Origin of the sequence: Roseateles flavus, assembly GCF_039872765.1 — a bacterium.
In the GTDB taxonomy this organism is placed as follows: domain Bacteria; phylum Pseudomonadota; class Gammaproteobacteria; order Burkholderiales; family Burkholderiaceae_C; genus Roseateles_B; species Roseateles_B flavus.
Window position 1 is genome coordinate 211,577 of sequence record NZ_JBDPZC010000008.1, and the last position, 20,259, is coordinate 231,835.

At 67.7% G+C, this 20,259-nt stretch carries 21 protein-coding genes; 5 read left to right on the forward strand and 16 right to left on the reverse strand.

What is annotated here, in order from left to right; translation table 11 throughout:
• Nucleotides 1-3: 3 nt before the first annotated feature.
• The 9 genes from ABDJ40_RS17635 to ABDJ40_RS17675 all read right to left on the reverse strand — a co-directional run bounded on the left by ABDJ40_RS17635 (nucleotide 4) and on the right by ABDJ40_RS17675 (nucleotide 9,979).
• Nucleotides 4-2,433 (reverse strand): putative bifunctional diguanylate cyclase/phosphodiesterase, encoded by a 2,430-nt coding sequence (locus tag ABDJ40_RS17635; RefSeq protein WP_347611676.1) that lies wholly within the window; start codon nucleotides 2,431-2,433, stop codon nucleotides 4-6.
• Between the two features lie 7 nt (nucleotides 2,434-2,440).
• The gene (locus tag ABDJ40_RS17640; protein ID WP_347611677.1) at nucleotides 2,441-3,058 is read right to left on the reverse strand and encodes a methylamine utilization protein; all 618 of its coding nucleotides are present in this window, start codon (nucleotides 3,056-3,058) and stop codon (nucleotides 2,441-2,443) included.
• Between the two features lie 78 nt (nucleotides 3,059-3,136).
• Entirely contained in the window at nucleotides 3,137-4,231 is a 1,095-nt protein-coding gene (gene holA, locus ABDJ40_RS17645; RefSeq protein WP_347611678.1) for a DNA polymerase III subunit delta, read from the reverse strand.
• Nucleotides 4,232-4,241: 10 nt separating this feature from the next.
• Entirely contained in the window at nucleotides 4,242-4,739 is a 498-nt protein-coding gene (locus ABDJ40_RS17650; protein ID WP_347611679.1) for an LPS-assembly lipoprotein LptE, read from the reverse strand.
• 5 nt (nucleotides 4,740-4,744) lie between these two features.
• Nucleotides 4,745-7,399, reverse strand: a complete 2,655-nt coding sequence (leuS, locus tag ABDJ40_RS17655; RefSeq protein WP_347611680.1) for a leucine--tRNA ligase — start codon at nucleotides 7,397-7,399, stop codon at nucleotides 4,745-4,747.
• A 37-nt stretch (nucleotides 7,400-7,436) separates the two neighbouring features.
• On the reverse strand, nucleotides 7,437-7,865 hold the full coding sequence (locus tag ABDJ40_RS17660; RefSeq protein ID WP_347611681.1) for an ExbD/TolR family protein: 429 nt from the start codon (nucleotides 7,863-7,865) through the stop codon (nucleotides 7,437-7,439).
• Between the two features lie 64 nt (nucleotides 7,866-7,929).
• Nucleotides 7,930-8,580 (reverse strand): MotA/TolQ/ExbB proton channel family protein, encoded by a 651-nt coding sequence (locus ABDJ40_RS17665; protein WP_347611682.1) that lies wholly within the window; start codon nucleotides 8,578-8,580, stop codon nucleotides 7,930-7,932.
• A 5-nt stretch (nucleotides 8,581-8,585) separates the two neighbouring features.
• A complete protein-coding gene (dapB, locus tag ABDJ40_RS17670; RefSeq protein ID WP_347611683.1) occupies nucleotides 8,586-9,401 on the reverse strand; it encodes a 4-hydroxy-tetrahydrodipicolinate reductase in 816 nt (271 codons plus the stop codon).
• On the reverse strand, nucleotides 9,398-9,979 hold the full coding sequence (locus ABDJ40_RS17675) for an outer membrane protein assembly factor BamE (RefSeq protein WP_347611684.1): 582 nt from the start codon (nucleotides 9,977-9,979) through the stop codon (nucleotides 9,398-9,400). Before ABDJ40_RS17675 ends, dapB begins: the two co-directional genes overlap by 4 nt.
• Nucleotides 9,980-10,082: 103 nt before the next feature.
• On the opposite strand from ABDJ40_RS17675, the gene fur reads away from it, so the two are divergent.
• Nucleotides 10,083-10,508 carry a ferric iron uptake transcriptional regulator gene (fur, locus tag ABDJ40_RS17680; RefSeq protein ID WP_347611685.1) on the forward strand — a complete coding sequence of 142 codons (426 nt, stop codon included), beginning with the start codon at nucleotides 10,083-10,085 and terminating at the stop codon, nucleotides 10,506-10,508.
• 28 nt (nucleotides 10,509-10,536) lie between these two features.
• On the opposite strand, the gene hprK is transcribed toward fur, so the two are convergent.
• The 3 genes from hprK to hpf all read right to left on the reverse strand — a co-directional run bounded on the left by hprK (nucleotide 10,537) and on the right by hpf (nucleotide 12,565).
• A complete protein-coding gene (gene hprK / locus ABDJ40_RS17685) occupies nucleotides 10,537-11,499 on the reverse strand; it encodes an HPr(Ser) kinase/phosphatase (protein WP_269631025.1) in 963 nt (320 codons plus the stop codon).
• 13 nt (nucleotides 11,500-11,512) lie between these two features.
• Nucleotides 11,513-11,983, reverse strand: a complete 471-nt coding sequence (locus ABDJ40_RS17690) for a PTS sugar transporter subunit IIA (RefSeq protein ID WP_183103497.1) — start codon at nucleotides 11,981-11,983, stop codon at nucleotides 11,513-11,515.
• A gap of 240 nt (nucleotides 11,984-12,223) precedes the next feature.
• Entirely contained in the window at nucleotides 12,224-12,565 is a 342-nt protein-coding gene (gene hpf / locus ABDJ40_RS17695; RefSeq protein ID WP_269631026.1) for a ribosome hibernation-promoting factor, HPF/YfiA family, read from the reverse strand.
• 630 nt (nucleotides 12,566-13,195) lie between these two features.
• Between hpf and corA the strand changes: the two genes are divergently transcribed.
• Together corA and ABDJ40_RS17705 are read left to right on the forward strand one after the other, a co-directional pair.
• On the forward strand, nucleotides 13,196-14,170 hold the full coding sequence (corA, locus tag ABDJ40_RS17700) for a magnesium/cobalt transporter CorA (RefSeq protein ID WP_269631027.1): 975 nt from the start codon (nucleotides 13,196-13,198) through the stop codon (nucleotides 14,168-14,170).
• 897 nt (nucleotides 14,171-15,067) lie between these two features.
• Nucleotides 15,068-15,946: a ferritin family protein gene (locus ABDJ40_RS17705; RefSeq protein ID WP_347611686.1), complete on the forward strand. Its 879-nt coding sequence runs from the start codon at nucleotides 15,068-15,070 to the stop codon at nucleotides 15,944-15,946.
• A 69-nt stretch (nucleotides 15,947-16,015) separates the two neighbouring features.
• On the opposite strand, the gene ABDJ40_RS17710 is transcribed toward ABDJ40_RS17705, so the two are convergent.
• The 4 genes from ABDJ40_RS17710 to ftrA form a co-directional block, all read right to left on the reverse strand.
• Nucleotides 16,016-16,915 carry a hypothetical protein gene (locus ABDJ40_RS17710; RefSeq protein ID WP_347611687.1) on the reverse strand — a complete coding sequence of 300 codons (900 nt, stop codon included), beginning with the start codon at nucleotides 16,913-16,915 and terminating at the stop codon, nucleotides 16,016-16,018.
• A gap of 12 nt (nucleotides 16,916-16,927) precedes the next feature.
• Entirely contained in the window at nucleotides 16,928-17,818 is an 891-nt protein-coding gene (locus ABDJ40_RS17715) for an ABC transporter ATP-binding protein (protein WP_347611688.1), read from the reverse strand.
• Nucleotides 17,815-18,168, reverse strand: coding sequence for a GntR family transcriptional regulator (locus ABDJ40_RS17720; protein ID WP_347611689.1), 354 nt, complete (start codon nucleotides 18,166-18,168; stop codon nucleotides 17,815-17,817). Before ABDJ40_RS17720 ends, ABDJ40_RS17715 begins: the two co-directional genes overlap by 4 nt.
• A 157-nt stretch (nucleotides 18,169-18,325) precedes the next feature.
• The gene (gene ftrA / locus ABDJ40_RS17725) at nucleotides 18,326-19,354 is read right to left on the reverse strand and encodes a transcriptional regulator FtrA (RefSeq protein WP_430765655.1); all 1,029 of its coding nucleotides are present in this window, start codon (nucleotides 19,352-19,354) and stop codon (nucleotides 18,326-18,328) included.
• A 95-nt stretch (nucleotides 19,355-19,449) separates the two neighbouring features.
• Here ftrA and ABDJ40_RS17730 point away from each other — a divergent pair, with 95 nt between their 5' ends.
• Together ABDJ40_RS17730 and ABDJ40_RS17735 are read left to right on the forward strand one after the other, a co-directional pair.
• Nucleotides 19,450-19,854: a rhodanese-like domain-containing protein gene (locus tag ABDJ40_RS17730; protein WP_347611691.1), complete on the forward strand. Its 405-nt coding sequence runs from the start codon at nucleotides 19,450-19,452 to the stop codon at nucleotides 19,852-19,854.
• 109 nt (nucleotides 19,855-19,963) lie between these two features.
• On the forward strand, nucleotides 19,964-20,179 hold the full coding sequence (locus ABDJ40_RS17735; protein ID WP_347611692.1) for a putative motility protein: 216 nt from the start codon (nucleotides 19,964-19,966) through the stop codon (nucleotides 20,177-20,179).
• Nucleotides 20,180-20,259: the final 80 nt, after the last annotated feature.

Here is a 20,259-nt window from a genome sequence, read left to right on the forward strand (position 1 = left end):
GGATCAGCTCAGGCCCGCGAACAGCGATTCCGGCGGATCCTCGGCGTCCAGGGCCGGCGGCTTCCACTGCTCCAGCCAGTCCACGAACTGGGCCTCGGGCATGGGCTTGCTGATGAAGTAGCCCTGACCCTCGTCACAGCCCAGGCGGGCCAGGATCTGCCAGGCCCGCAGGGTCTCCAGCCCTTCGGCCACCACCGACAGCCCGAGGTTGTGTGCCAGCTCGACGGTGGAGCGCACGATCTTGGCGTCGTCCAGGTCGCGCTCCATGGCCATCACGAAGCTCTTGTCGATCTTCAGCTCGTCCACGGGCAGGCGCTTGAGGTAGGCCAGCGAGGAGTAGCCGGTGCCGAAGTCGTCGATGCTCAGCTTGAAGCCCATGGCGGACAGTTGCTCCAGCGTGCTCAGCGCGCGGGCGGGGTCGTCCATGATGGCGCTCTCGGTGATCTCCAGGCACAGCGCGGAGGGCGGCACACCCTCAGCCTCGATGGCGGCGCGGATCTTCAGGGGCAGGTCCTGGTCCATCAGGTCGCGCGTCGAGAGATTGACGCTGATGCGCAAGACCTGACCCCGCTCGCGAGCCTGCCGCCAGGCGCGGGCCGAGGCGGCCACCACCCAGGCGCTGAGTTGGCGGATGAAGCCGGTCTGTTCCGCGAAGGGAATGAACTGCATGGGCGGCACCAGGCCGCGCTGCGGGTGCTCCCAGCGCACCAGGGCCTCGGCGCTGATGACCTGGCCGCTGCGCAGGTCCACCTTGGGCTGCAGGAAGAGGCGCAGCTGGCCGCCCTCGACCGCCCGGCGCAGCTCGCCCAGCAGACTCAGGGACTCCTGGCTGCCCGCGTCCAGGCTGGGGCTGTAGAGCTGGCTGCCGCTTTGACGCTGCTTGGCGGCGTACATGGCCAGCTCGGCCCGGCTCAGCAGGCTGCTGGCGTCGCGGGCCTGGCGCGGGTAGAGCACGATGCCGATGCCGGCACCCAGGTCCACCGTCTGGTCCTCGATGTGCAGGGACTGTTCGAAGTCGCGCTGGATGCGCTGGGCCATGGCCAGCGCGGCCTCCTCGTCCGCGCCGTCCAGCAGCAGCGCGAACTCGTCGCCGCCCAGTCGTGCCAGCAGGCTCTGGGAGCCGCGGCACAGCTCGCTGAGCCGCGCGGCCACGCCGCACAGCAGCTGGTCGCCCAGCCGATGGCCCAGCACGTCGTTCACATGCTTGAAGCGGTCCAGGTCCAGCATCAGCACGGCGCAGGGCGCCTCGCTGGCCTGCAGGCGCTCCTGCAGGCGCTGGCTGAACTGCTCACGGTTGGGCAGGCCGGTCAGCGGGTCCCAGTAGGCCAGGCGATGGACCTGCTCCTCGCGCTCGCGGATGCCCAGGCGCATGGCCTCGAAGCTGCGGGCCAGCTCGGCCACCTCGCCGAGGTCGGAGCCCGAGGCCACGGGCGTGTCGTAGTCGCCCGCGCCCAGTCGCAGGGCCGATTGCGTCAGCGAGGCGATGGGGCGGCTGATCCGCCGCGCGGTGAACACGCTGCCCATGGCGAAGGCGGCGATGCCCGCGGCCGTCAGGGCCAGCAGGGACCACTGCAGCTGGCGGTAGGGCGCCACCGCTTCGTCGAAGGAGGCCCACATCACCGCGCCGATCTGGCGCTTGCCGGCCAGCTCCTGCGGCAGGGGCAGCAGGCGCACCCGCCAGTGCTGCCCGCCCCATTCGCGCTGCACGGACTGGCCCGGGCTCAGCTCCGCCATGGCGCTGGTGAAGGCGGGGCCGCGCTCGGCGTCTTCCACCACGGAGACGCTCTCCTGCCAGCGCCCGCGCTCGCCGGTGACGAACATGGCGTCGACATTGATCAGGCGCTTGAGGTCCAGCAGCGGCACTTCATCGAGCCGGAAACCCATCAGCACATGGCCGATGGTCATGGGGGCGCGGACCGGCACGGTGACCACCTGCATGATCTCGCGGTCCACCAGGACCAGAGTGGCCTGCTCGGGGTCCAGGTCCTGGCGCTTGAGCAGGGGCAGGTAGAGCTCGGCCTGGTCACGGGTGGCGGCCACCAGCTGGCCCGTCACGTTGGCATAGGCCACCAGCGAGGCGTTGACGCGCTCGCCGTTGTTGTGAAGGGCGTCGCGCAGGGTCTCGATGTCGACCTGCTCGGACGGGCCCTGGCTGCGGCCCACGGCCTCGCGGAAACCGTAGTCCGCGGCCAGCAGCTCGGCGGCGGCCCGCTCGCGGGCGGCCTGCTGGACGACCAGCCGCTGCAGCATGCGCCCCGCGGTGGCCAGCTTGGCCTCGATGGCGGCCTCGGCGTTGGCCTCGATGCTGTGGCCGATGAAGCCGAAGCTGGCGAGCTGGATCAGCAGCAGCAGCCCCAGGAACAGGGCCACGATGCGGCCCTCGATGCGGCGCGGGTTGAGGAAGGCCGGCAGTTGCAGGGACCCCATCAGCATCGGCCCTTCACTGCGGGGCCAGCACCAGGCTGGACTGGCCCGAGGCCTGCCCGGCAGGCACGGTGAGCTTCTGGCTCAGCAGCAGCGGCTGCAGGCGCGAGGGATGCCACAGCTTCAGCGCATGCTCGCCCGGTGGCAGGTCCAGGCTCAGCTCGCCCTGGGCGTTGGTCTTGCCGAAGACGGGGGTGTCGACCACCACGATGAAGGCGCCCATGCGGTCGTGGATGTTGCAGCCCAGCGCGGCGACGCCCGGCTTGTCGAAGACCACAGGCTCGGAGGGCGTGCCCGAGTAGAGCTTGATGTCGAAGGGCTTGATGGGCGAGAAGGAATAGACGTGGTGGCGGACCGTGTCGAAGTTGGGGAAGGACACGGCCGTGCCCGTCTGCACCACCAGCACATGCGGCTGGAACTGGCGATCGCGCTGGGCCATTTCGGCGCGGCCGTTGCTGCTGCGCGCGGGGCCCTTGATCTCGACGGCGACCACCGCCTCGGCCAGCGGCTGGCCTTCGGCCGTGCGCAGCTGGAACTGCCACGGAATGGCAGCGGCCAGGCTCGGCAGCAGGCACAGGGCGGCGCAGCTGCCGCCCAACAGGGTTCGGATCGTTCGCGGGAGCGTGGGCTGCATGCCTGCGCCTTCCAGGAAGGGACAACAGGTCAGACCATAACGCGAAATACCGCGTCGCGGCGTGCCGAATCAGCCGTCTCAGGCCTTGAGAACGAGGCTGGCGTGACGTCCGCCCGCCCCGCGGCCCGGCTGACCCTGCGCAGTCTCCAGCAGCATCAGCGCCAGCTTCTGCAGCGCGGCCCAGGGGTCCAGCGGCCAGTCGCGGTGGCGCAGGCCCTTGACGATGCCGTCAACGACCTGGGCGGCATCGACCAGGGCCTGGACCTGCATGCCATGCAGCCCCGGCACGATGCGCTCGAACAGCCGCTCCTTGGCGCCCCAGACCCGCGATTCGCGCAGGGCCATGGGCAGGGGCTTGCCGGCATCCACGGCCTCGCGCACGCGCTTGAGGGCGCGGATGTCGTCGGCCAGGGCCCAGTGCACCAGCACGGCGGCCTCGCCCTCGGCTTCGAGGCCTTCGAGCATGCGCAGCACGCGGGGCGTCTGGCCCGAGAGGATGGCCTCGCTGAGCTTGAAGACGTCATAGCGCGCCACGTTCAGCACCGCGCTCTCGATCTGCTCGAAGCTCAGCGGCCCCGGCGGATGCAGCAGGGCCAGCTTCTGCAGCTCCTGGTGCGCGGCCAGCAGGTTGCCCTCCACGCGATCGGCAAAGAAGGCCAGGCTGCGCTGCCCTTCCTCGCCCTCGACCACGGACTGCCCCTGAGCCGAGAGGCGCTGGGCGAGCCACTGCGGCAGGGCGCGGCGCTCCACGGGTTCGACCTTGATGCTCACGCCTTGCTGGTCCAGGGCGGTGAACCAGGCGCTCGAGAGCTGGGTCTTGTCCAGGCGGGGCAGGGTGACCAGCGTCAGCACGTCCTCGGGCAGGGCCTGGCAGTAGCGCTGCAGGGCCTCGGAACCGTCCTTGCCGGGCTTGCCGGAGGGGATGCGGATCTCGATGAACTGGCGCTCGGCGAAGAGGCTCAGCGCCTGCGCCGCGCCCAGCACCGGGCCCCAGTCGAAATAGGCGCCGCTGACGATGAACACCTTGCGCTCGCTGTAGCCCTGGGCGCGCGCCGAGGCACGGATGGCGTCCGCGGCCTCCTGTGCGAGCAGGGGCTCATCCCCATGCACGGTGTACAGGGGCTTGAGGCCTTTGGCGAGTTGCGCGGCCAGCGCGTCGGGGCGGATCTGCATGGTGGCGGCTTCAGCGCAGGCGCACGCTGCCCAGACGGCGCATCACCTGCGCGGCGGCGTCGTACTGCATGGCGCGATAGAGCTGCGCTTCCTCCTGCTCCTTGGCCAGGGCCTGGGATTCGAGGTAGCTCATTTCGCGGCTCATGCGCAGCTCGGTGATGGGCAGCAGCGGCTCGCCGCCGGGCGTGCGCACCAGGTAGTCCAGCTGCAGCTTGAGCTGCCACTCCCGCACCTGGCCGGCGCTGGTGGACACCACGACCGAACGCTCGCGGCTGTCCCGCAGGGCCTCCAGCACCACCTGGGCCTTGGACGGGTCCTGCACCAGCTGCAGCGGCGATTGCCGCAGCTGCCGGCGCAGCTCCTCGACCAGCGGGGACTCCGGCGCGAAGCCGGTCAGCGCCAGGGTCTGGAAGGCGTATTCGGGATCGCGGCGCAGCTCGAAGCCGCAGGCCGCAAGACCCGAGAGCAGGGGCAGCGCAAGCAGCCCGCGGCGCGAGAGAGGGCTCATGGCGCTCAGACCACCACGTTGACCAGACGTCCGGGCACGACCACGACCTTCTTGGGAGGCTGGCCACCGCTGAACTCGGCGAACTTCTCATGGGCCAGGGCGGCGGCCTCGATGGCGGCCTTGTCGGCGCCGGCGGGCACCTTCAGCGAGCCGCGCAGCTTGCCGTTGACCTGCAGCATCAGCTCGATCTCGTCCTGCACCAGGGCGCCTTCGTCGACCGTGGGCCAGGCCGCGTCCAGCAGATCGCCCAGCTGGGCCGCGAAGCCGAGCTCCTGCCACAGGGTGTGGGCGATGTGCGGGCAGGCTGGGTAGATCACGCGCAGCAGCACAGAGACGCCCTCGCGCACGGCGGCGGCCTGGCCGGCCACGTCCTTGAAGGCCTCCAGCGCGTTCAGCAGCTTCATGGCCCCGGAGACCACGGTGTTGTACTGCATGCGCTCGTAGTCGTAGGAGACCTGCTTGAGCACCAGGTGCACCTCGCGGCGCAGGGCCTTGCCCTCGGCGCTCAGGGTGGCGAAATCGCTGCCGGCGGACTTCAGCGCCTCGGCGTTCTTGGCGGCGAAGCCCCAGACGCGCTTGAGGAAGCGGTGCGCGCCTTCCACGCCGGCGTCGTTCCACTCCAGCGTCTGCTCGGGCGGGCTGGCGAACATCACGAACAGGCGGGCGGTGTCGGCGCCGTACTGGTTGATCAGCTCCTGCGGATCCACGCCGTTGTTCTTGGACTTGGACATGGTGCCCACGCCCTCGTAGTCGATGGCCGAGCCATCGCTCTTGAGCTTGGCGCCGATGATCTTGCCGCTCTTCTCGTCGAAGACGTTCTCGACCTCATGCGGCCAGAAGTACTCGATGCCGCCTTGTGTCGTGCGGCGCGAGTAGATGTGGTTGAGCACCATGCCCTGCGTCAGCAGCTTGGTGAAGGGCTCGTCGATCTTGACCAGGCCCAGGTCGCGCATGACCTTGGTCCAGAAGCGCGCGTACAGCAGGTGCAGGATGGCGTGCTCGATGCCGCCGATGTACTGGTCCATCGCGGCGCCCTGGCGCATCCAGTAGGCCGTGCCGTCGCCGACCATGGCGTCCTTGTTCTGCGCGTCGCAGTAGCGCATGAAGTACCAGGACGAGTCCACGAAGGTGTCCATGGTGTCGGTCTCGCGCTTGGCGGGCTTGCCGCAGACCGGGCAGGGCACGTTCAGGAAGGCGCTGTGCTTGTTCAGCGGGTTGCCGCTGCCATCGGGGATGCACTCCTCGGGCAGCACCACGGGCAGGTCCTTCTCGGGCACCGGCACGGCGCCGTGCTCCTCGCAGTGGATGATGGGGATGGGCGTGCCCCAGTAGCGCTGGCGGCTCACGCCCCAGTCGCGCAGGCGCCAGGTGGTCTTCTTCTCGCCCAGGCCCTTGGCCCCTACGAGCTCGGCGACCTTGTCCACCGCCTGCTTGTGGGTCAGGCCATCCAGCACGCCGGAGTTGATGCACACACCCTGCGACTTGTCGCCGAACCAGTCGGCCCAGGTGGTGGTCGAGAAGGTCTGGCCCTCGACGGCCACGACCTGCTTGATCTCGATGCCGTACTTGTTGGCGAAGGCGAAGTCGCGCTCGTCATGCGCGGGCACGCCCATCACGGCGCCGTCGCCATAGCTCATCAGCACGTAGTTGCCGATCCACACCGGCACCTGCGCGCCGGTCAGCGGGTGCGTGACCACGAGGCCCGTGGGCATGCCCTTCTTCTCCTGCGTGGCGAGCTCGGCCTCGGTCGTGCCGCCCTGCTTGCATTCCTCGATGAAGGCGGCCAGTGCCGGGTTCGTGGCGGCGGCGTGCGCGGCCAGGGGGTGCTCCGGCGCGACGGCGCAGAAGGTCACGCCCATGATGGTGTCGGCGCGGGTGGTGAAGACGTAGAGCTTGCCGTCCTGGATCAGGGCGCCGCTGGCGTCCTTGATCTCATGCGGGAAGGCGAAGCGCACGCCCTGGCTCTTGCCGATCCAGTTCTCCTGCATCAGGCGCACGCGCTCGGGCCAACCGGACAGGTAGTTCCTGTCCTCGGGGTTGGCCACCGCGGCCAGCAGTTCCTCGGCGTAGTCGGTGATCTTGAGGTAGTAGCCGGGGATCTCGCGCTTCTCGACCAGGGCGCCGGAGCGCCAGCCGCGGCCGTCGATGACCTGCTCGTTGGCCAGCACGGTCTGGTCCACCGGGTCCCAGTTGACGACCTGGGTGCGGCGCTCGGCGATGCCCTTCTCCAGCATCTTCAGGAACAGCCACTGGTTCCACTTGTAGTACTCGGGCTGGCAGGTGGCGATCTCGCGCGACCAGTCGATCGCCAGGCCCATGGCCTGCATCTGCGACTTCATGTAGGCGATGTTGGAGTACGTCCACTGCGCCGGCGGCACCTTGCCCTTCATGGCGGCGTTCTCGGCCGGCAGGCCGAAGGCGTCCCAGCCCATGGGCATCAGCACGTTGTAGCCCTTCATGCGCAGCTGACGCGTGAGCATGTCGTTGATCGTGTAGTTGCGCACATGGCCCATGTGCAGCTTGCCGCTGGGGTAGGGCAGCATGGAGCAGGCGTAGAACTTCGGCTTGTTCTCGTCCTCTAGCACGCGGTAGGCGTCGCGTTCGTTCCAGTACTGCCGCGCGGCGGCTTCGATCTCGTTGGGGGCGTACTTGTCGTTCATGCGCCAAATTGTAGGCGCAGGGTGTGGCGGGCCCGCTTCAGGGCTTGTCGCTGCTCGGTGCTTGGGCGACGAAGGCAATGCGGTGCAGGCCGCCGTCCTGGATCCAGCCGATCAGCTCGGCCACGCGGCCGTAGGGCACGGCCTGGTCTGCGCGCAGCTGCACCTCCATCTCGGGGCGGGCCTGGCCCAGCTGCTGGATGCGCTGCTTGAACTCGGCGGGCGTGAGGCGCTCCTCGCCGAGGTAGAGCTCGCCTGCCGGGTCCATCGCCACGCTGATGAACTGCGGCGTGTCCGAGGGCGTGGCAGCCTCGCTCTTGGGCAGGTCCAGGCGCAGTGAAGAGCTCATCAGCGGCGCCGTGATCATGAAGATGACCAGCAGCACCAGCATGACGTCGATCAGCGGCGTCATGTTGATCTCGCCCATGGGCCTGGGCGATTCGCGGCGTTCAAGGCGGCCGAAGCTCATGCCGACCCCCGTGTGGCAGCAGGCCGGCAGGGGCGCGGCCCGGCGCTCGGCCTGCGGCGGATGCTCATGATGCGGCGCTGTCCAGGAACTCGCGCAGGTCGTGCGCAAAGCCTTCCAGCTCGGCCTCACAGGCGCCAATCAGCTTGCCGAAGACGTTGTAGGCCAGGACCGCAGGGATGGCCACGGCCAGGCCGGCGGCGGTCATGATCAGGGCTTCCCCCACCGGGCCGGCGACTCGGTCGATGGTCAGGTTGCCCGCGGCGGAGATGCTCTGCAGCGCGTGATAGATGCCCCAGACGGTGCCGAACAGGCCCACGAAGGGCGCTGTGCTGCCCACAGAGGCCAGCAGCACCTGGCCGTACTGCAGCCGTTGGACCACGCGGTGCAGGGCGTCGCGCAGCTGGCGGGTCAGCTGGGATTCCTTGTGCCCCTGGGCTGCCAGCGTCTGGGCCGCGGGCGCCTCGGTGGCCGCTTGCAGCAGGGGGACCAGCACGCCCTCGCGGTCCAGCCGTGACACCGTGCTGTGGCCGTCAGCCAGCGAGGCCGAGTTCCAGAACGCCGACATGCCCTGGGCCAGATCCAGCCGGGCACGGCGCAGCTGCCAGCCTTTCCAGAAGATCAGCACCCAGGCGCTCACCGACATGGCCAGCAGCAGCAGGGCCACCAGGCGGCCCACGCCGTCACTCTGCGTCCAGAACTGGAGGAAGCCGCCCATGGTGCTCAGGCGCGCTTCGCGCTCAGGCCGAGCACGTCGTCCATGTCGTAGAGGCCCGGGCCGCTGCGTGCCAGGAAGCGTGCCGCGCGCAGGCTGCCCTGGGCATAGGTGGCCCGGCTGGAGGATTTGTGCGAGATCTCGATGCGCTCGCCCGTGCCGGCAAAGAGCACGGTGTGGTCACCGATGATGTCGCCGCCGCGCACCGTGGCGAAGCCGATGGTGGAGGGGTCGCGCTCGCCGGTCACGCCTTCGCGACCGTAGACGGCGCAGCTCTTGAGGTCCCGGCCCAGGGCCTGGGCCACCACCTCGCCCATCTTCAGGGCGGTGCCGCTGGGGGCGTCGACCTTGTGGCGGTGGTGGGCCTCGACGATCTCGATGTCATAGCCCTCGTTGAGGGCGCGGGCGGCCATGTCCAGGAGCTTGAGCACGACGTTGACGCCCACGCTCATATTGGGCGCCATCATGATGCCGATCTTCTGGGCGCCGGCGGCGATGCGGGCCTTCTGCTCGGGTTCGAAGCCGGTGGTGCCGATCACCATGGCGACGCCCAGCTCCTCGCACAGGGCCAGATGGGCCAGCGTGCCTTCAGGGCGGGTGAAGTCGATCAGCACCTGGGCGCCCTGCAGGCCGGCGCGCAGGTCGTCCGTGACGCGCACGCCGCTCTCGCGACCCAGGAAGCCGCCGGCATCCTGGCCCAGCAGCAGGCTGCCGGGGCGGTCCAGGGCGCCGCTGAGCTGGCAGTCGGGGGACTGCAGCACGGCTTCGATCAGCATGCGCCCCATGCGTCCCGAGGCGCCGGCAATGGCGATGCGCACGCTCATGAGCGGGGCTCCAGCGGCGGATAGCTGCGCACCGGGCCCATGGGCTCCAGCACGGCCGGCGCCTGCTTGGCCGGGGCCGGCAGGGCCTTGCGCTCGTTCTCGCTGAGCGCCAGCTTGGGGGCATCGCCCTTGAGCTTCAGCGTATTGATGGAGGCGACGAATTCGCGCTCCGTGGGGATGTCGTTCGGGGCGTCCACACTCTTGAGGGCGTCGCCCTCGAACCAGACCACCACATGGCGGCGCTGGGGCTCGGTGCCCTGGCGACGGATGGTGAAGATGTAGTCCCAGCGGTCCTCGTGGAAGACGTCGGTCAGCATGGGCGAGCCCAGCAGATCCTGGACCTGCGCGCGCGGCATGCCGGGCTTGACGCTGGCCAGCAGCTCCTTGGTCAGCACGTTGCCTTGCACCACCTCGACGCGGTAGGGGCGCACCAGGCCCAGCACCTTGTCGCCGGTGGCGGAGGTCAGCTCGCTCAGCTTGGGCATCTGGCTGCAGCCGCCCAGGGTCAGCAGCGCCAGCGCCAGCGCGCCGGGCAGCGGCCAGCCGCGGGGGCTGGCGTCAGGAGAAATGAGTCGCATGTCACTAGGGGCTTAGAAGTCGGCGGCCCAAGCTGGCTATGATCGACCCATTCTAGCGGCAGGCCTGGAGCCTGCTGAACGCACGCTGATTGCCAGCAAGACCATGAACCGCACCGACGAAATCAAGAACAGCGGCCTCAAGGCCACGCTGCCGCGCATCAAGATCCTCGAGATCTTCCAGAAGACGACGCAGCGCCACATGACGGCCGAGGACGTCTACAAGGCCCTGCTCGTGGAAGATGCCGACATCGGTCTGGCCACGGTCTACCGGGTGCTGACCCAGTTCGAGCAGGCCGGCCTGCTGTCGCGCAATCATTTCGAGTCCGGCAAGGCGGTGTTTGAGCTTAACGAGGGCCACCACCATGACCACCTGGTCTGCCTGACCTGCGGCAAGGTCGAGGAATTCTTCGACCCCGAGATCGAATCGCGCCAGCACAAGATCGCCCTGGACCGGGGCTTCGAGCTGCAGGAGCATTCGCTGTCGCTGTACGCGAACTGTATCAAGAAGGATTGCGCCAACCGGCGCTGATCCGTTCTGCCCCTGCCGGACCAAGGCCTCAGGCGTCGTCCTGCAGGCCTTTTTCGATGGCGCGCTGGTGGCGCTCGACGAACTCACGGTAGGTGTCGATGCCGCGCAGCTGCAGGATGGTGTTGCGCACGGCGGCTTCCACCAGCACGGCCAGGTTGCGGCCGGCGTCCACGGCGATCACCACCTTGCGCACGGGCATGCCCAGCACGTCCTCGTACAGGGGCTCGTAGGGCAGGCGCTCGAAGTCGCGCTCCATGGTTTCCTTGCGGACCAGGTGCACGATGAGCTTGAGCCGCATCTTGCGGCGCACGGCGGTCTCGCCAAAGATGGCCTTGATGTCCAGCAGGCCGATGCCGCGCACCTCCAGCAAGTTCATCAGCAGTTCAGGGCAACGGCCTTCGATGGCGGTCTGGGAGATACGGAAGAAGTCCACCGCGTCGTCGGCCACCAGGCCGTGGCCGCGGGAGATCAGTTCCAGGCCCAGCTCGCTCTTGCCCAGGCCGGATTCGCCGGTCAGCAGCACGCCCAGTCCCAGGATGTCCATGAAGACGCCGTGACGGGTGGTCCGGTTGGCGCACAGCAGGGCCAGGTAGGAGCGCACCACATCGATGGTGTGGCCGGCAGACTCGGAGGTGACGAAGAGCGGGATCTCGGCGCGGTCGCACATGGCCACCAGACGGTCCGGCGGGTTCTGGTCGTCGGCGACGATGATCACCGGCGGCTCCAGGGTCACGATGCGCGCGATGCGACGGTCCAGCACTTCGCCCGAGGCTTCGCTGAGGTAGGCCACCTCGCGGCGTCCCACCAGCTGCACGCGGTAGGGGTGGATGTAGTTCAGGTAGCCGACCAGGTCGGCGGCGGACTGGGCGTCCCGCACGGCGGTGTCGTCGAAACGGCGCTCCGGGTGGGCGTGCCCGGCGATCCAGGCCCAGCGCAGGGCCTCGCGGAGTTCTTCGAAGAGGCGGTCGGCGCTGATCGAGGTGGGCTTCATCCCGTCATCGGCCTCAGGCGACCGACTTCAGCGGTTCCCAGTCGGCGATCAGCTTGTGCAGCGTCGCCGCCTCGGCCTCGGTCTTGAGGCGCTCGCGCAGTTCGCGGTCCGAGAGCATCTCGGCAATCTCGGAGAGGATTTCCAGGTGGCGCTGGGTGGCGGCTTCGGGCACCAGCAGGAAGATCAGCAGGGAGACGGGTTCATCATCCGGGGCGTCGAAGCCGATGGCCTGCTGCACGCGCAGCACCGCAGCCAGCGGATTCTTCAGACCCTTGATGCGGCCGTGGGGGATGGCCACGCCATGGCCCAAGCCGGTCGAGCCCAGGCGTTCCCGGGCAAAGAGATTGTCCGTGACCAGGGCGCGCGCGATGGAATGGTTGTTCTCGAACAGCAGGCCTGCCTGTTCGAAAACTCGTTTCTTGCTGGAGGCGTCCACATTCACCAGCACATTGCTGGCAGGCAGGATGGCGGCGAGACGGTTCATCGAGGTCACAGCGCCGATTACGGCCGGGTCGGCCTTGGGCGGGACGCTTGGTCACTAGGGTTGGAAAACCGATTATAGAAAGCTCCTTGACCCTGGGTGTCCTGCCCGGGCGAAGAGCCCTCCAAATGGGTGCGATAGCGTGATATTGAGGCGCTTCGGCAACGCTGCCGCTCTACGGGCGGGGCAGCAAAAAGGCGCCCGGGTGGGCGCCTTGCGTACAGGACGGATTGACGTCAGGACTCAGGAGGCCGGCATGTCCATGCGCTTGACGGCCTGGTGGTGGTGGTCCTGGAGCTTGTCCTTGTGGCGGCAGACCTGACGATCCAGCTTGTCCATTAGCTGGTCAATGGCGGCATAGAGATCTTCGTGAGCTTGCTCGACAAAGATGTCACGTCCCTTCACATGGACAGTGACTTCGGCCTTTTGCCTGCGCTCCTTCTCCTTCTGCTTCTCCACCGTGAGCAGGACGTTGATGTCAACAACCTGGTCAAAGTGGCGGGTCACCCGGTCCAGCTTGGTCAGCACGTATTCGCGCAGCGCTGGGGTCACTTCAAGATGGTGGCCGCTGATAGTCAGGTTCATAAAGCCTCCTTTCACAGGGCTTGGTCGCGAGAAAGCATTGATGCTTGAGAACACTTGGGGGACGCCGTGGCGGCGGCCGCCCTTCTTCAGGGATACAGAGGTCTTGAGGGGGAGTTTGAGGCGTCTTGGAAAGGTGTGCGGCGGTGAGTAGCGGAGTGGAGGAGTCGTTCTTGCTGTGGGCCAGTTTGCTCCCGAAGCATGACTGTGACAAGCGTTTTAAAGCGCCTTCTAGTGGCTTGCAGGGCGGCTCTTTTGCTTCAGCGCAAAGCCGTGATGGAATGCGCGATCGACCCGCGCAGCGCGCAGGCGCGGCCTCAGGGCAAGCCCGCTGATATCGGCGCCGCCGCCGCCATAGAAATGCTTGATGCGCCTGTCGACGGGACGCGATAATGCGCCGTCCCCACCACTGGAGCCTTTCTTGGGCAGCGATCACCCTCGGTGACCGTCCACTCCAGCGTCCCGGAGCACGCGGCCCCTTGAGCAGGCCCTGCGTTGCGGCCGGTGTCCGGAGTGAGACGGGTCGCCTTCACCCCCTTCCCCGGACTTGGCCTGCCCTGCACGCTCGTCCATCGCCCACAGACTGATCCTGCCGCGCCCTGCAGCCGGCCGGACGCATGCGCTGGAGCCCTCATGCTCAATGTCTTCACGCTGGACAACGGCCGCCTCAAGGGTGGGCTGTTCCAGGACGAAATCGAATCCGCCGCCGACCTGGCCATGGCCCGCCCCGTCTGGGTGGACCTGGAGAACCCCACGTCCGAGGAAAAGGGTTGGATACGCGAGCGCTTCGGGCTGATCATTCCCGAGGACATCGTCGACGACGACCTCGAGGAATCCGCCCGCTTCTACGAGGAAGACAACGGCGAGCTGCACATCCGCTCCGACTTCCTCATCGAAGACGACGAGTCGGCCCGCAATGTGCGGGTGGCCTTCATCCTGCACCAGAACGTGCTCTTCTCCGTGCACAACGAGGACCTCCCGGTCTTTCGCCTGCTGCGCCTGCGGGCCCGTCGCATCCCGGCACTCATCGAGGATGCCAAGGACGTGCTGCTGAAGCTCTATGACGCGGATGCCGAGTATTCCGCCGACGTGCTGGAAGGCATCTACGACAAACTGGAGCGCATCAGCGCCCGGGTGCTGAAGAGCGACGTCAACGATGCCGAGGCCGGCGAGGTGCTGGCCGCCATCGCCCGCGAGGAAGACTTGAACGGGCGCATCCGCCGCAATGTGATGGACACCCGCCGTGCCGTCAGCTTCATGATGCGCAGTCGCATGCTCAATGCCGAGCAGTTCGAGGAGTCGCGCCAGATCCTGCGGGACATCGACTCGCTGGACTCCCACACGGCCTTCCTGTTCGACAAGATCAACTTCCTGATGGACGCCACGGTCGGCTTCATCAACATCAACCAGAACAAGATCATCAAGATCTTCTCCGTGGCCAGCGTGGCCCTGCTGCCGCCGACCCTGATCGCCAGCATCTACGGCATGAATTTCAAGCACATGCCGGAACTCGATGCGGAATGGGGCTACCCCTTCGCCATCGCCCTGATGGTGGCCTCGGTGGCCGCGCCCTTCATCTACTTCCGCCGCAAGGGCTGGCTGCGCTGAAGACGCTGCGCCGGCGGCTGCAGGATTGGCGCGACGACATGCAGGCCGCCGCCGTTCCGTGAGGAGTGTGGCGGGCTGAGGGTCGGGCGCCGTTGCGCCTGCGGCACCACCCGGCCCCTGCTGCAGCCGTTCAGGATTCGTCTTTGGGAATGGCGGCAATCGCGGGCGGCGAAGCGGTCACGGCTGCCCGCGGCGCTGGAAGGCTGCCCGCCGCTGTAGCTTTACGTCAGGCCGCGGCCAAGAAAAAGGGCTCCCGCAACAGCGGGAGCCCTGGACATAAAAGAAGCCGCAAGATGCCCCGGGACCAACGAGGGAGGGAGGGAGGAGGAGGAGAAGAGTCCCGGGATTTCAGCCCCAACACTGGGGAGATCTTGCGACCGAAAGCTTGTGGCTACTTTACTCGTTTGTGGTTTCGCTGTGTAAGCACGCCAGCCGTACTTTTCAAACCTTTGCGCAATTCTGCAAATGAATTGGCGCTACAGCGCGGATTGTTGGGCCTGGTGGCCGGAAGTTTTGCTACTTCTGTCCCAGGTGCCGGGTACAAGAACGAGTTCTTGAGCGGAAGTGTGGGCCTTCGGGCTTACACCAAGCTTCAAAGGCGGGGTTTTCACGGAATGACGGCCGCTGGAGATGTCCCGCGTTTCTGTGTCATGCGGAAATGCGACGCTCCCAGCGGAACCGGCGTGGTCACGGTCTTTGCGCCCGCGGCCGTCTTGCGGCCCGTCTGGCAGCTGCGTGGCAGCGCGACTGTCACATGGCTGCAAGCCTTTGCTGTTGAACTGCTGCGGGGCCGACCCCGTTGCCGACGCTCACCCACTTGCGGGACCTTGTCCGGGGGCGAAAGCTCCTCGGCGCCCGCCCCGTTTAGAATGCTGCCCCTAAACCATAGGACGGACCATGCTCTACCCCGAACTCTTCAAGCAACTGGAAGCCGTGCGCTGGAACATGGACACCGACATCCCCTGGGACACGTTCGATGCCAGCCTGCTCACCGAAGACCAGGCCCAGACCATCAAGATGAATGCGATCACCGAGTGGGCGGCCCTGCCGGCCACCGAGATGTTCCTGCGTGACAACCGCGACGACAGCGACTTCTCCGCCTTCATGAGCGTCTGGTTCTTCGAGGAGCAGAAGCACTCCCTGGTGCTGATGGAATACCTGCGCCGCTTCCGCCCGGACCTGGTGCCCAGCGAGCAGGAATTGCATGAGATCCGTTTCGACTTCGATCCGGCGCCCGCACTCGAGACCCTGATGCTGCACTTCTGCGGCGAGATCCGCCTGAACCACTGGTACCGCCGTGCCGCCGAATGGCACACCGAGCCGGTGATCAAGGCCATCTACGAGACCCTGGCCCGCGACGAAGCCCGCCATGGCGGCGCCTACCTGCGCTACATGAAGCGCGCCATGCAGAAGTTCGGGGACGAAGCCCGTGCTGCCTTCGCCAAGGTGGGCGTACTGATGGCCAGCGCCCGCCGCACGGCCCAGGCCCTGCACCCGACCAATCTGCACGTCAACGCCAAGCTCTTCCCCCGCGACACCATCCAGAGCCGCCTGCCGGACCCGGAATGGCTGGAGAAGTGGCTGGACAAGCAGATCCAGTTCGACGCCGTCTGGGAGAACAAGGTGGTGGATCGCATCCTGCACAACATGAGCCTGCTGATGGAGCGCAGCTTCGCCAGCGTGCAGGAGCTGAACCGCTTCCGCAAGGAAGTCAGCGCCAAGGTGACCGCAGCCACCGGTGCTGCCGGCGGCGCCGAGCCCAGCCCCGCAGCCTGATCGCGCCGTCGATTCCGCAAATGCAAAGCCCGCCAATCGGCGGGCTTTTTACTGGAGACTCGCGAGGGCTCAGCTGGCCTGGCGGCGCTTGAGCACCAGCAGGTAGAAGCACAGGCCGGCCAGGGCCAGGCCGCCGACGAAGTGCGGCGAAACCAGCTGGGCGAAGGCCGCGCCCAGGTCATGCAGCACCAGCTGCAGCAGGCTGGCGAAGCTCTCGTGTTCCAGCTGCTGGGCGGCGCCCCGGCCTTCCAGGGTCATGCTGGCATTGAACAGGGCCTTGCCGGCTCCCTCGAACTGGGTCTTCAGCAGTTCGGCCACGATGCGGTTGTGATAGACCTTGTCCAGGACGTTGGCGATGATCACGGTGCCGCCAATCAGCACGGGCACTCCCCAGCGCTTGAGCCAGGCCGCCGCCGCCATCAGGGCCATGAACATGGGCGCCAGCCACAGGGTCATCAGCAGCAGGCCGATGCTCAGGCGCAGCCAGCCCAGGACGACGATGCCCATCAGGCCACCCCAGGGCACCTGACCGAAGCCGGCAAAGCCGTGGATCTTGAGCAGGGCGGCCGCGGCCATCACGGGCCCGCAGACCAGGCCGACGGCCATGGCTGCCATGGGCACGAGCAGCGCGTGGGTCAGCACGGTGGCGCCGATGCTCTCGACATGCGTGGCCGGCAGGGAGAGCCAGAACTCGACGGAGCGGTCCTGCTGATCGCGACGGGACAGGCCCGGCAGCTGGAACATCGACACGATCCAGCTCAGGGCGAACACGCCCGCCATGCTACCCAGCATGGCCACGGCGGCCACGGCCACCGGCGGCGGTACTTGGGCGTCGCCGTCGACGATAGGGCCCTGGAGAGGTATCAGCAGCAGGATCAGTGCGGGCGGCACCAGCATCACCAGCAGCCAGCCGAGGCGGTGCTGCATCCACTCGCGCTGCATGAGGGTCAGAAATCGTTGTGCATTCATGGTCGGTCTCCTTCAGGCCTCGCGGGGCTGCAGTTCAGGCTTGCGGGTCAGGGCGACGAAGAGGTCGACCAGGCTGGGTCGGAAGCGCTGGCCCAGGGCCTGGACGTCTGCCGGCGGCTCGCCGTCGAACAGGGCCGCCGAGCGGCCTTGCTGGCGGTAGCGCAGCAGCGGGTGGGCGCGGGCCACGGTGTCGGCGGCAGCCGGGTCGTGGGCCAGGGCCACGAAGCGGGAGTCCATCTCTTCCAGGCTGATGTTGAGCACCAGCTTGCCCTCGTCCAGCATCATCACGTCGGACAGCAGGCTCTCGATCTCCTCGACCTGGTGGGTGGAGATGACCACCGTGCGCTCGCCATCGCACCATTCGTCGATGAGCATCTCGTAGAAGCTCTTGCGGGAGATCACATCCAGGCCCAGGGTGGGCTCATCGAGAATCATGAGCCGGGTGTCGATCGCGGCCACCAGCGCCAGGTGCAGCTGCGTCACCATGCCCTTGGACAAGGCCTTGACCTTGTCATTGAGGCCGACGCTGGTGCGCTTGAGCAGGGCGCGGGCCCGCTCGGACGAGAACTGCGGCTGCAGGCCGCTCATCAGCGTGATCAGCTCGTGCACGCGGGCCCAGCGGGGCAGCACGGCCACGTCGGGGATGTAGGACAGGCCCTTGAGCAGCTCGGTGCGCTGGCTGCGTGGATCCAGGCCGAGCACGCGAAGCTCGCCTTCTCCGCCCTGCAGGCCCACCATCGCCTTCATCAGCGAGGTCTTGCCTGCGCCGTTGTGGCCCAGCAGGCCCACCACGCGGCCCTTGGGGATCTGGAAGCTGAGGTGGTCGCAGGCGACCTTGCGGCCGTAGCGCAGCGTGAAGTCACGGGCGCTGACCAGGGCTTCGGTGTTGTTGTTTGCGTTCATTGCAGGTCCTCCCATTGCAGATCCTGGGCGCTGAGCCCCAGGCGCTTGAGCTTTTCTCGCAGCAGTGGCCATTCCTTGCTCAGGAACTGCTCCCGCTCACTTTCCAGCAGGCGCTGGCGGGCGCCGGGCCGCACATACATGCCCAGGCCACGGCGGCTTTCAACCAGGCCGTTGTCCGCCAGCGACTGCAGCGCGCGGCTGACCGTCAGTGGGTTGATCAGGTATTGGGTGGCCAGCAGGCGGACCGAGGGCAGGGCCTCTCCCTCGGGCGGATTGCCATCCAGCAGCTGACTGGCCAGTCGGTCGGCCAGCTGCTGGTAGATCGGCGCGTTGTCGTTCCAGCTTTGCATGTCGCTTCAGGCCAGGAGCCTGCGGTGTGTTGCTGATGTAGCACACCATAACAATGCGGGCCGGGGGGACCTAGCGGGGGGCGACAGACTGCAGTGGGGGCGGGATGAACTGCATGGGGTGGGGCGGTGTCGGTGCCGCGCGCCGCCGACCTCCCGGTCAAGGACCCGCGCGCCGCCCGGAGGCCTCGGGCGCTGGTCTGGCGCCGGATGCGAAGGCTTTTCTGTAGTCCCGAGGCGAGAGGGTCAGGCGCTCGCGGAAGTGGTGCCGCAGCCCCTGAACGCTGCCAAATCCCACCTCGGCCGCCACTTGCTCCACGGACAGCGCCGTGCGCTCCAGCAAGCGCTGGGCCTGCACGACGCGCTGCTCGATCAGCCATTGTCCCGGGCTCAGGGCGGTGGCCTCGACGAAGCGCCTCAGGAAGGTGCGGGGGCTCATGGCCACCAACGCGGCCATCCGTTCCACCGTCCAGTCGGCGCTCAGCTCGGACCGGATCCGGTCGAGGGCCTCGGTCAGCCGGTGGCCTCGATCCGGCGGGACCGCCCGCTCGATGAACTGCGCCTGCCCGCCGCTGCGGTGCGGTGGCATGACCAGCCGGCGGGCGACGCAGTTCGCGGCCTCGGCGCCGTGGTCCTGGCGAATGATGTGCAGCATGAGGTCGATGCCCGCGGCGCTGCCCGCCGAGGTGTAGATCCGGTCCTCCTCGACATAGAGCACATCGGCATCCACTTCGATCTCGGGGTGGCACGCGGCCAACTGGTCGGCATAGCGCCAGTGGGTGGCAGCCCGGCGGCCATTGAGCAGGTCCGTCGCGGCGAGGACGAACGCCCCGGAGCAGATGGAGGCGAGGCGAGCGCCGCGCTCCCAGGCGCTGCGCAGCCGTGCGGCCAGCTCGGCAGGCACCGGGACGCCGGCCCCCTTCCAGCCTGCGGCCACGATCAGGTCGGCCTGATCCAGCAGCTCGATGCCGCCGGACGCCGTGAAGGTCAGGCCACCATGGGCACGAAGGGGCCCGGGCTCCACGGCCGCGGTCGCGTACCGGTACCAGCTTCGACCCATTTCTGGCCTGGACAGCCCGAACACCTCGGCAACGATGGCGAACTCGAAGGTGCAAAGGCCGTCGTGGGCCAGTGCCACCACCAAGGGGCCGGTCAACTCGCCGGAGGCTGATTCGTGCAGGGCGTGCATGGCTGGCGAGAAATTGACGATAAGTGTCTTTTGCGCCAATTGTGGCACCGCACCGCCTTGGACACGATGGCGACTCCTTCACAACGGAGCAAGACATGCCCACCGAAGTCACCGCAGTTCCTGCCGCGCCCCCCGCCCTGGCCGAAGCCCATTTCGCCGCGGAATTCACGTTCGAGACCGACTGCTGGGACGTGCACGAAGGCCTGCAGGCCGGCGCCGATTTCGTGCTGCTCGACGTGCGATCACCCGCGATGTATGCCAAGGGGCACGTGCCTGGCGCCCTCAACCTGCCCCACGGCAAGCTCGTGCAGGGCAAGCTGGCGCAATGGCCGGCGAACACTCTGTTCGTGACGTACTGTGCGGGCCCGCATTGCAATGGCGCCGCGCGCGGCGCCCTGCGGCTGGCCAGGCTCGGACGTCCCGTCAAGATCATGGCGGGTGGCCTCACCGGCTGGATCGACGAGGGCTTCGCGCTGGCTACCGGCGAGAATCCGGATTGATCGCCTGGCCTGCCTGTCGCCGGCCGTCGAAGTGGCGCTGGTGACGGGCGTGCTGTGATCGCCCGAAATTCGTCCTCAAGTTCGCGCCGGCCTGGCCGATAGAGCCACCATGGACATCACCAGCGCTCCCAGCGTCGACGCCGCGGTCAGCCATGTCTCCAGCGGCACCCCAGGCACGGTTGGTCACAGCGCCGGCCTGCTGGTGCTGCGAAAGGCCCTGGACGCCCAGGAAGCCGGCGCCGCGGCCTTGCTCGCCGCCTTGCCGCAGGCGCCTGCCCTGGCCACCGAAGGCTCTCTGGGGCGACATCTCAACACCTACGCCTGAGCGCCTGCGCCTGAGCGGGCCGTTGCGCCCTTCGGCGGCCTGACCAGTGCTTCGACCGGCGGCGCGGCCAGCCCTCTGAA

Coding starts and splice junctions, on each gene's coding strand:
- ABDJ40_RS17710 (WP_347611687.1), bottom strand. CDS start 16,915: ATGAATGCACAACGATTTCTGACCCTCATGCAGCGCGAGTGGATGCAG.
- fur (WP_347611685.1), top strand. CDS start 10,083: ATGAACCGCACCGACGAAATCAAGAACAGCGGCCTCAAGGCCACGCTG.
- ftrA (WP_430765655.1), bottom strand. CDS start 19,354: ATGCACGCCCTGCACGAATCAGCCTCCGGCGAGTTGACCGGCCCCTTG.
- ABDJ40_RS17690 (WP_183103497.1), bottom strand. CDS start 11,983: ATGAACCGTCTCGCCGCCATCCTGCCTGCCAGCAATGTGCTGGTGAAT.
- ABDJ40_RS17705 (WP_347611686.1), top strand. CDS start 15,068: ATGCTCTACCCCGAACTCTTCAAGCAACTGGAAGCCGTGCGCTGGAAC.
- ABDJ40_RS17635 (WP_347611676.1), bottom strand. CDS start 2,433: ATGCTGATGGGGTCCCTGCAACTGCCGGCCTTCCTCAACCCGCGCCGC.
- ABDJ40_RS17735 (WP_347611692.1), top strand. CDS start 19,964: ATGGACATCACCAGCGCTCCCAGCGTCGACGCCGCGGTCAGCCATGTC.
- ABDJ40_RS17650 (WP_347611679.1), bottom strand. CDS start 4,739: ATGAGCCCTCTCTCGCGCCGCGGGCTGCTTGCGCTGCCCCTGCTCTCG.
- corA (WP_269631027.1), top strand. CDS start 13,196: ATGCTCAATGTCTTCACGCTGGACAACGGCCGCCTCAAGGGTGGGCTG.
- holA (WP_347611678.1), bottom strand. CDS start 4,231: ATGCAGATCCGCCCCGACGCGCTGGCCGCGCAACTCGCCAAAGGCCTC.
- ABDJ40_RS17675 (WP_347611684.1), bottom strand. CDS start 9,979: ATGCGACTCATTTCTCCTGACGCCAGCCCCCGCGGCTGGCCGCTGCCC.
- ABDJ40_RS17715 (WP_347611688.1), bottom strand. CDS start 17,818: ATGAACGCAAACAACAACACCGAAGCCCTGGTCAGCGCCCGTGACTTC.
- hpf (WP_269631026.1), bottom strand. CDS start 12,565: ATGAACCTGACTATCAGCGGCCACCATCTTGAAGTGACCCCAGCGCTG.
- ABDJ40_RS17730 (WP_347611691.1), top strand. CDS start 19,450: ATGCCCACCGAAGTCACCGCAGTTCCTGCCGCGCCCCCCGCCCTGGCC.
- ABDJ40_RS17665 (WP_347611682.1), bottom strand. CDS start 8,580: ATGGGCGGCTTCCTCCAGTTCTGGACGCAGAGTGACGGCGTGGGCCGC.
- ABDJ40_RS17720 (WP_347611689.1), bottom strand. CDS start 18,168: ATGCAAAGCTGGAACGACAACGCGCCGATCTACCAGCAGCTGGCCGAC.
- leuS (WP_347611680.1), bottom strand. CDS start 7,399: ATGAACGACAAGTACGCCCCCAACGAGATCGAAGCCGCCGCGCGGCAG.
- hprK (WP_269631025.1), bottom strand. CDS start 11,499: ATGAAGCCCACCTCGATCAGCGCCGACCGCCTCTTCGAAGAACTCCGC.
- dapB (WP_347611683.1), bottom strand. CDS start 9,401: ATGAGCGTGCGCATCGCCATTGCCGGCGCCTCGGGACGCATGGGGCGC.
- ABDJ40_RS17660 (WP_347611681.1), bottom strand. CDS start 7,865: ATGAGCTTCGGCCGCCTTGAACGCCGCGAATCGCCCAGGCCCATGGGC.
- ABDJ40_RS17640 (WP_347611677.1), bottom strand. CDS start 3,058: ATGCAGCCCACGCTCCCGCGAACGATCCGAACCCTGTTGGGCGGCAGC.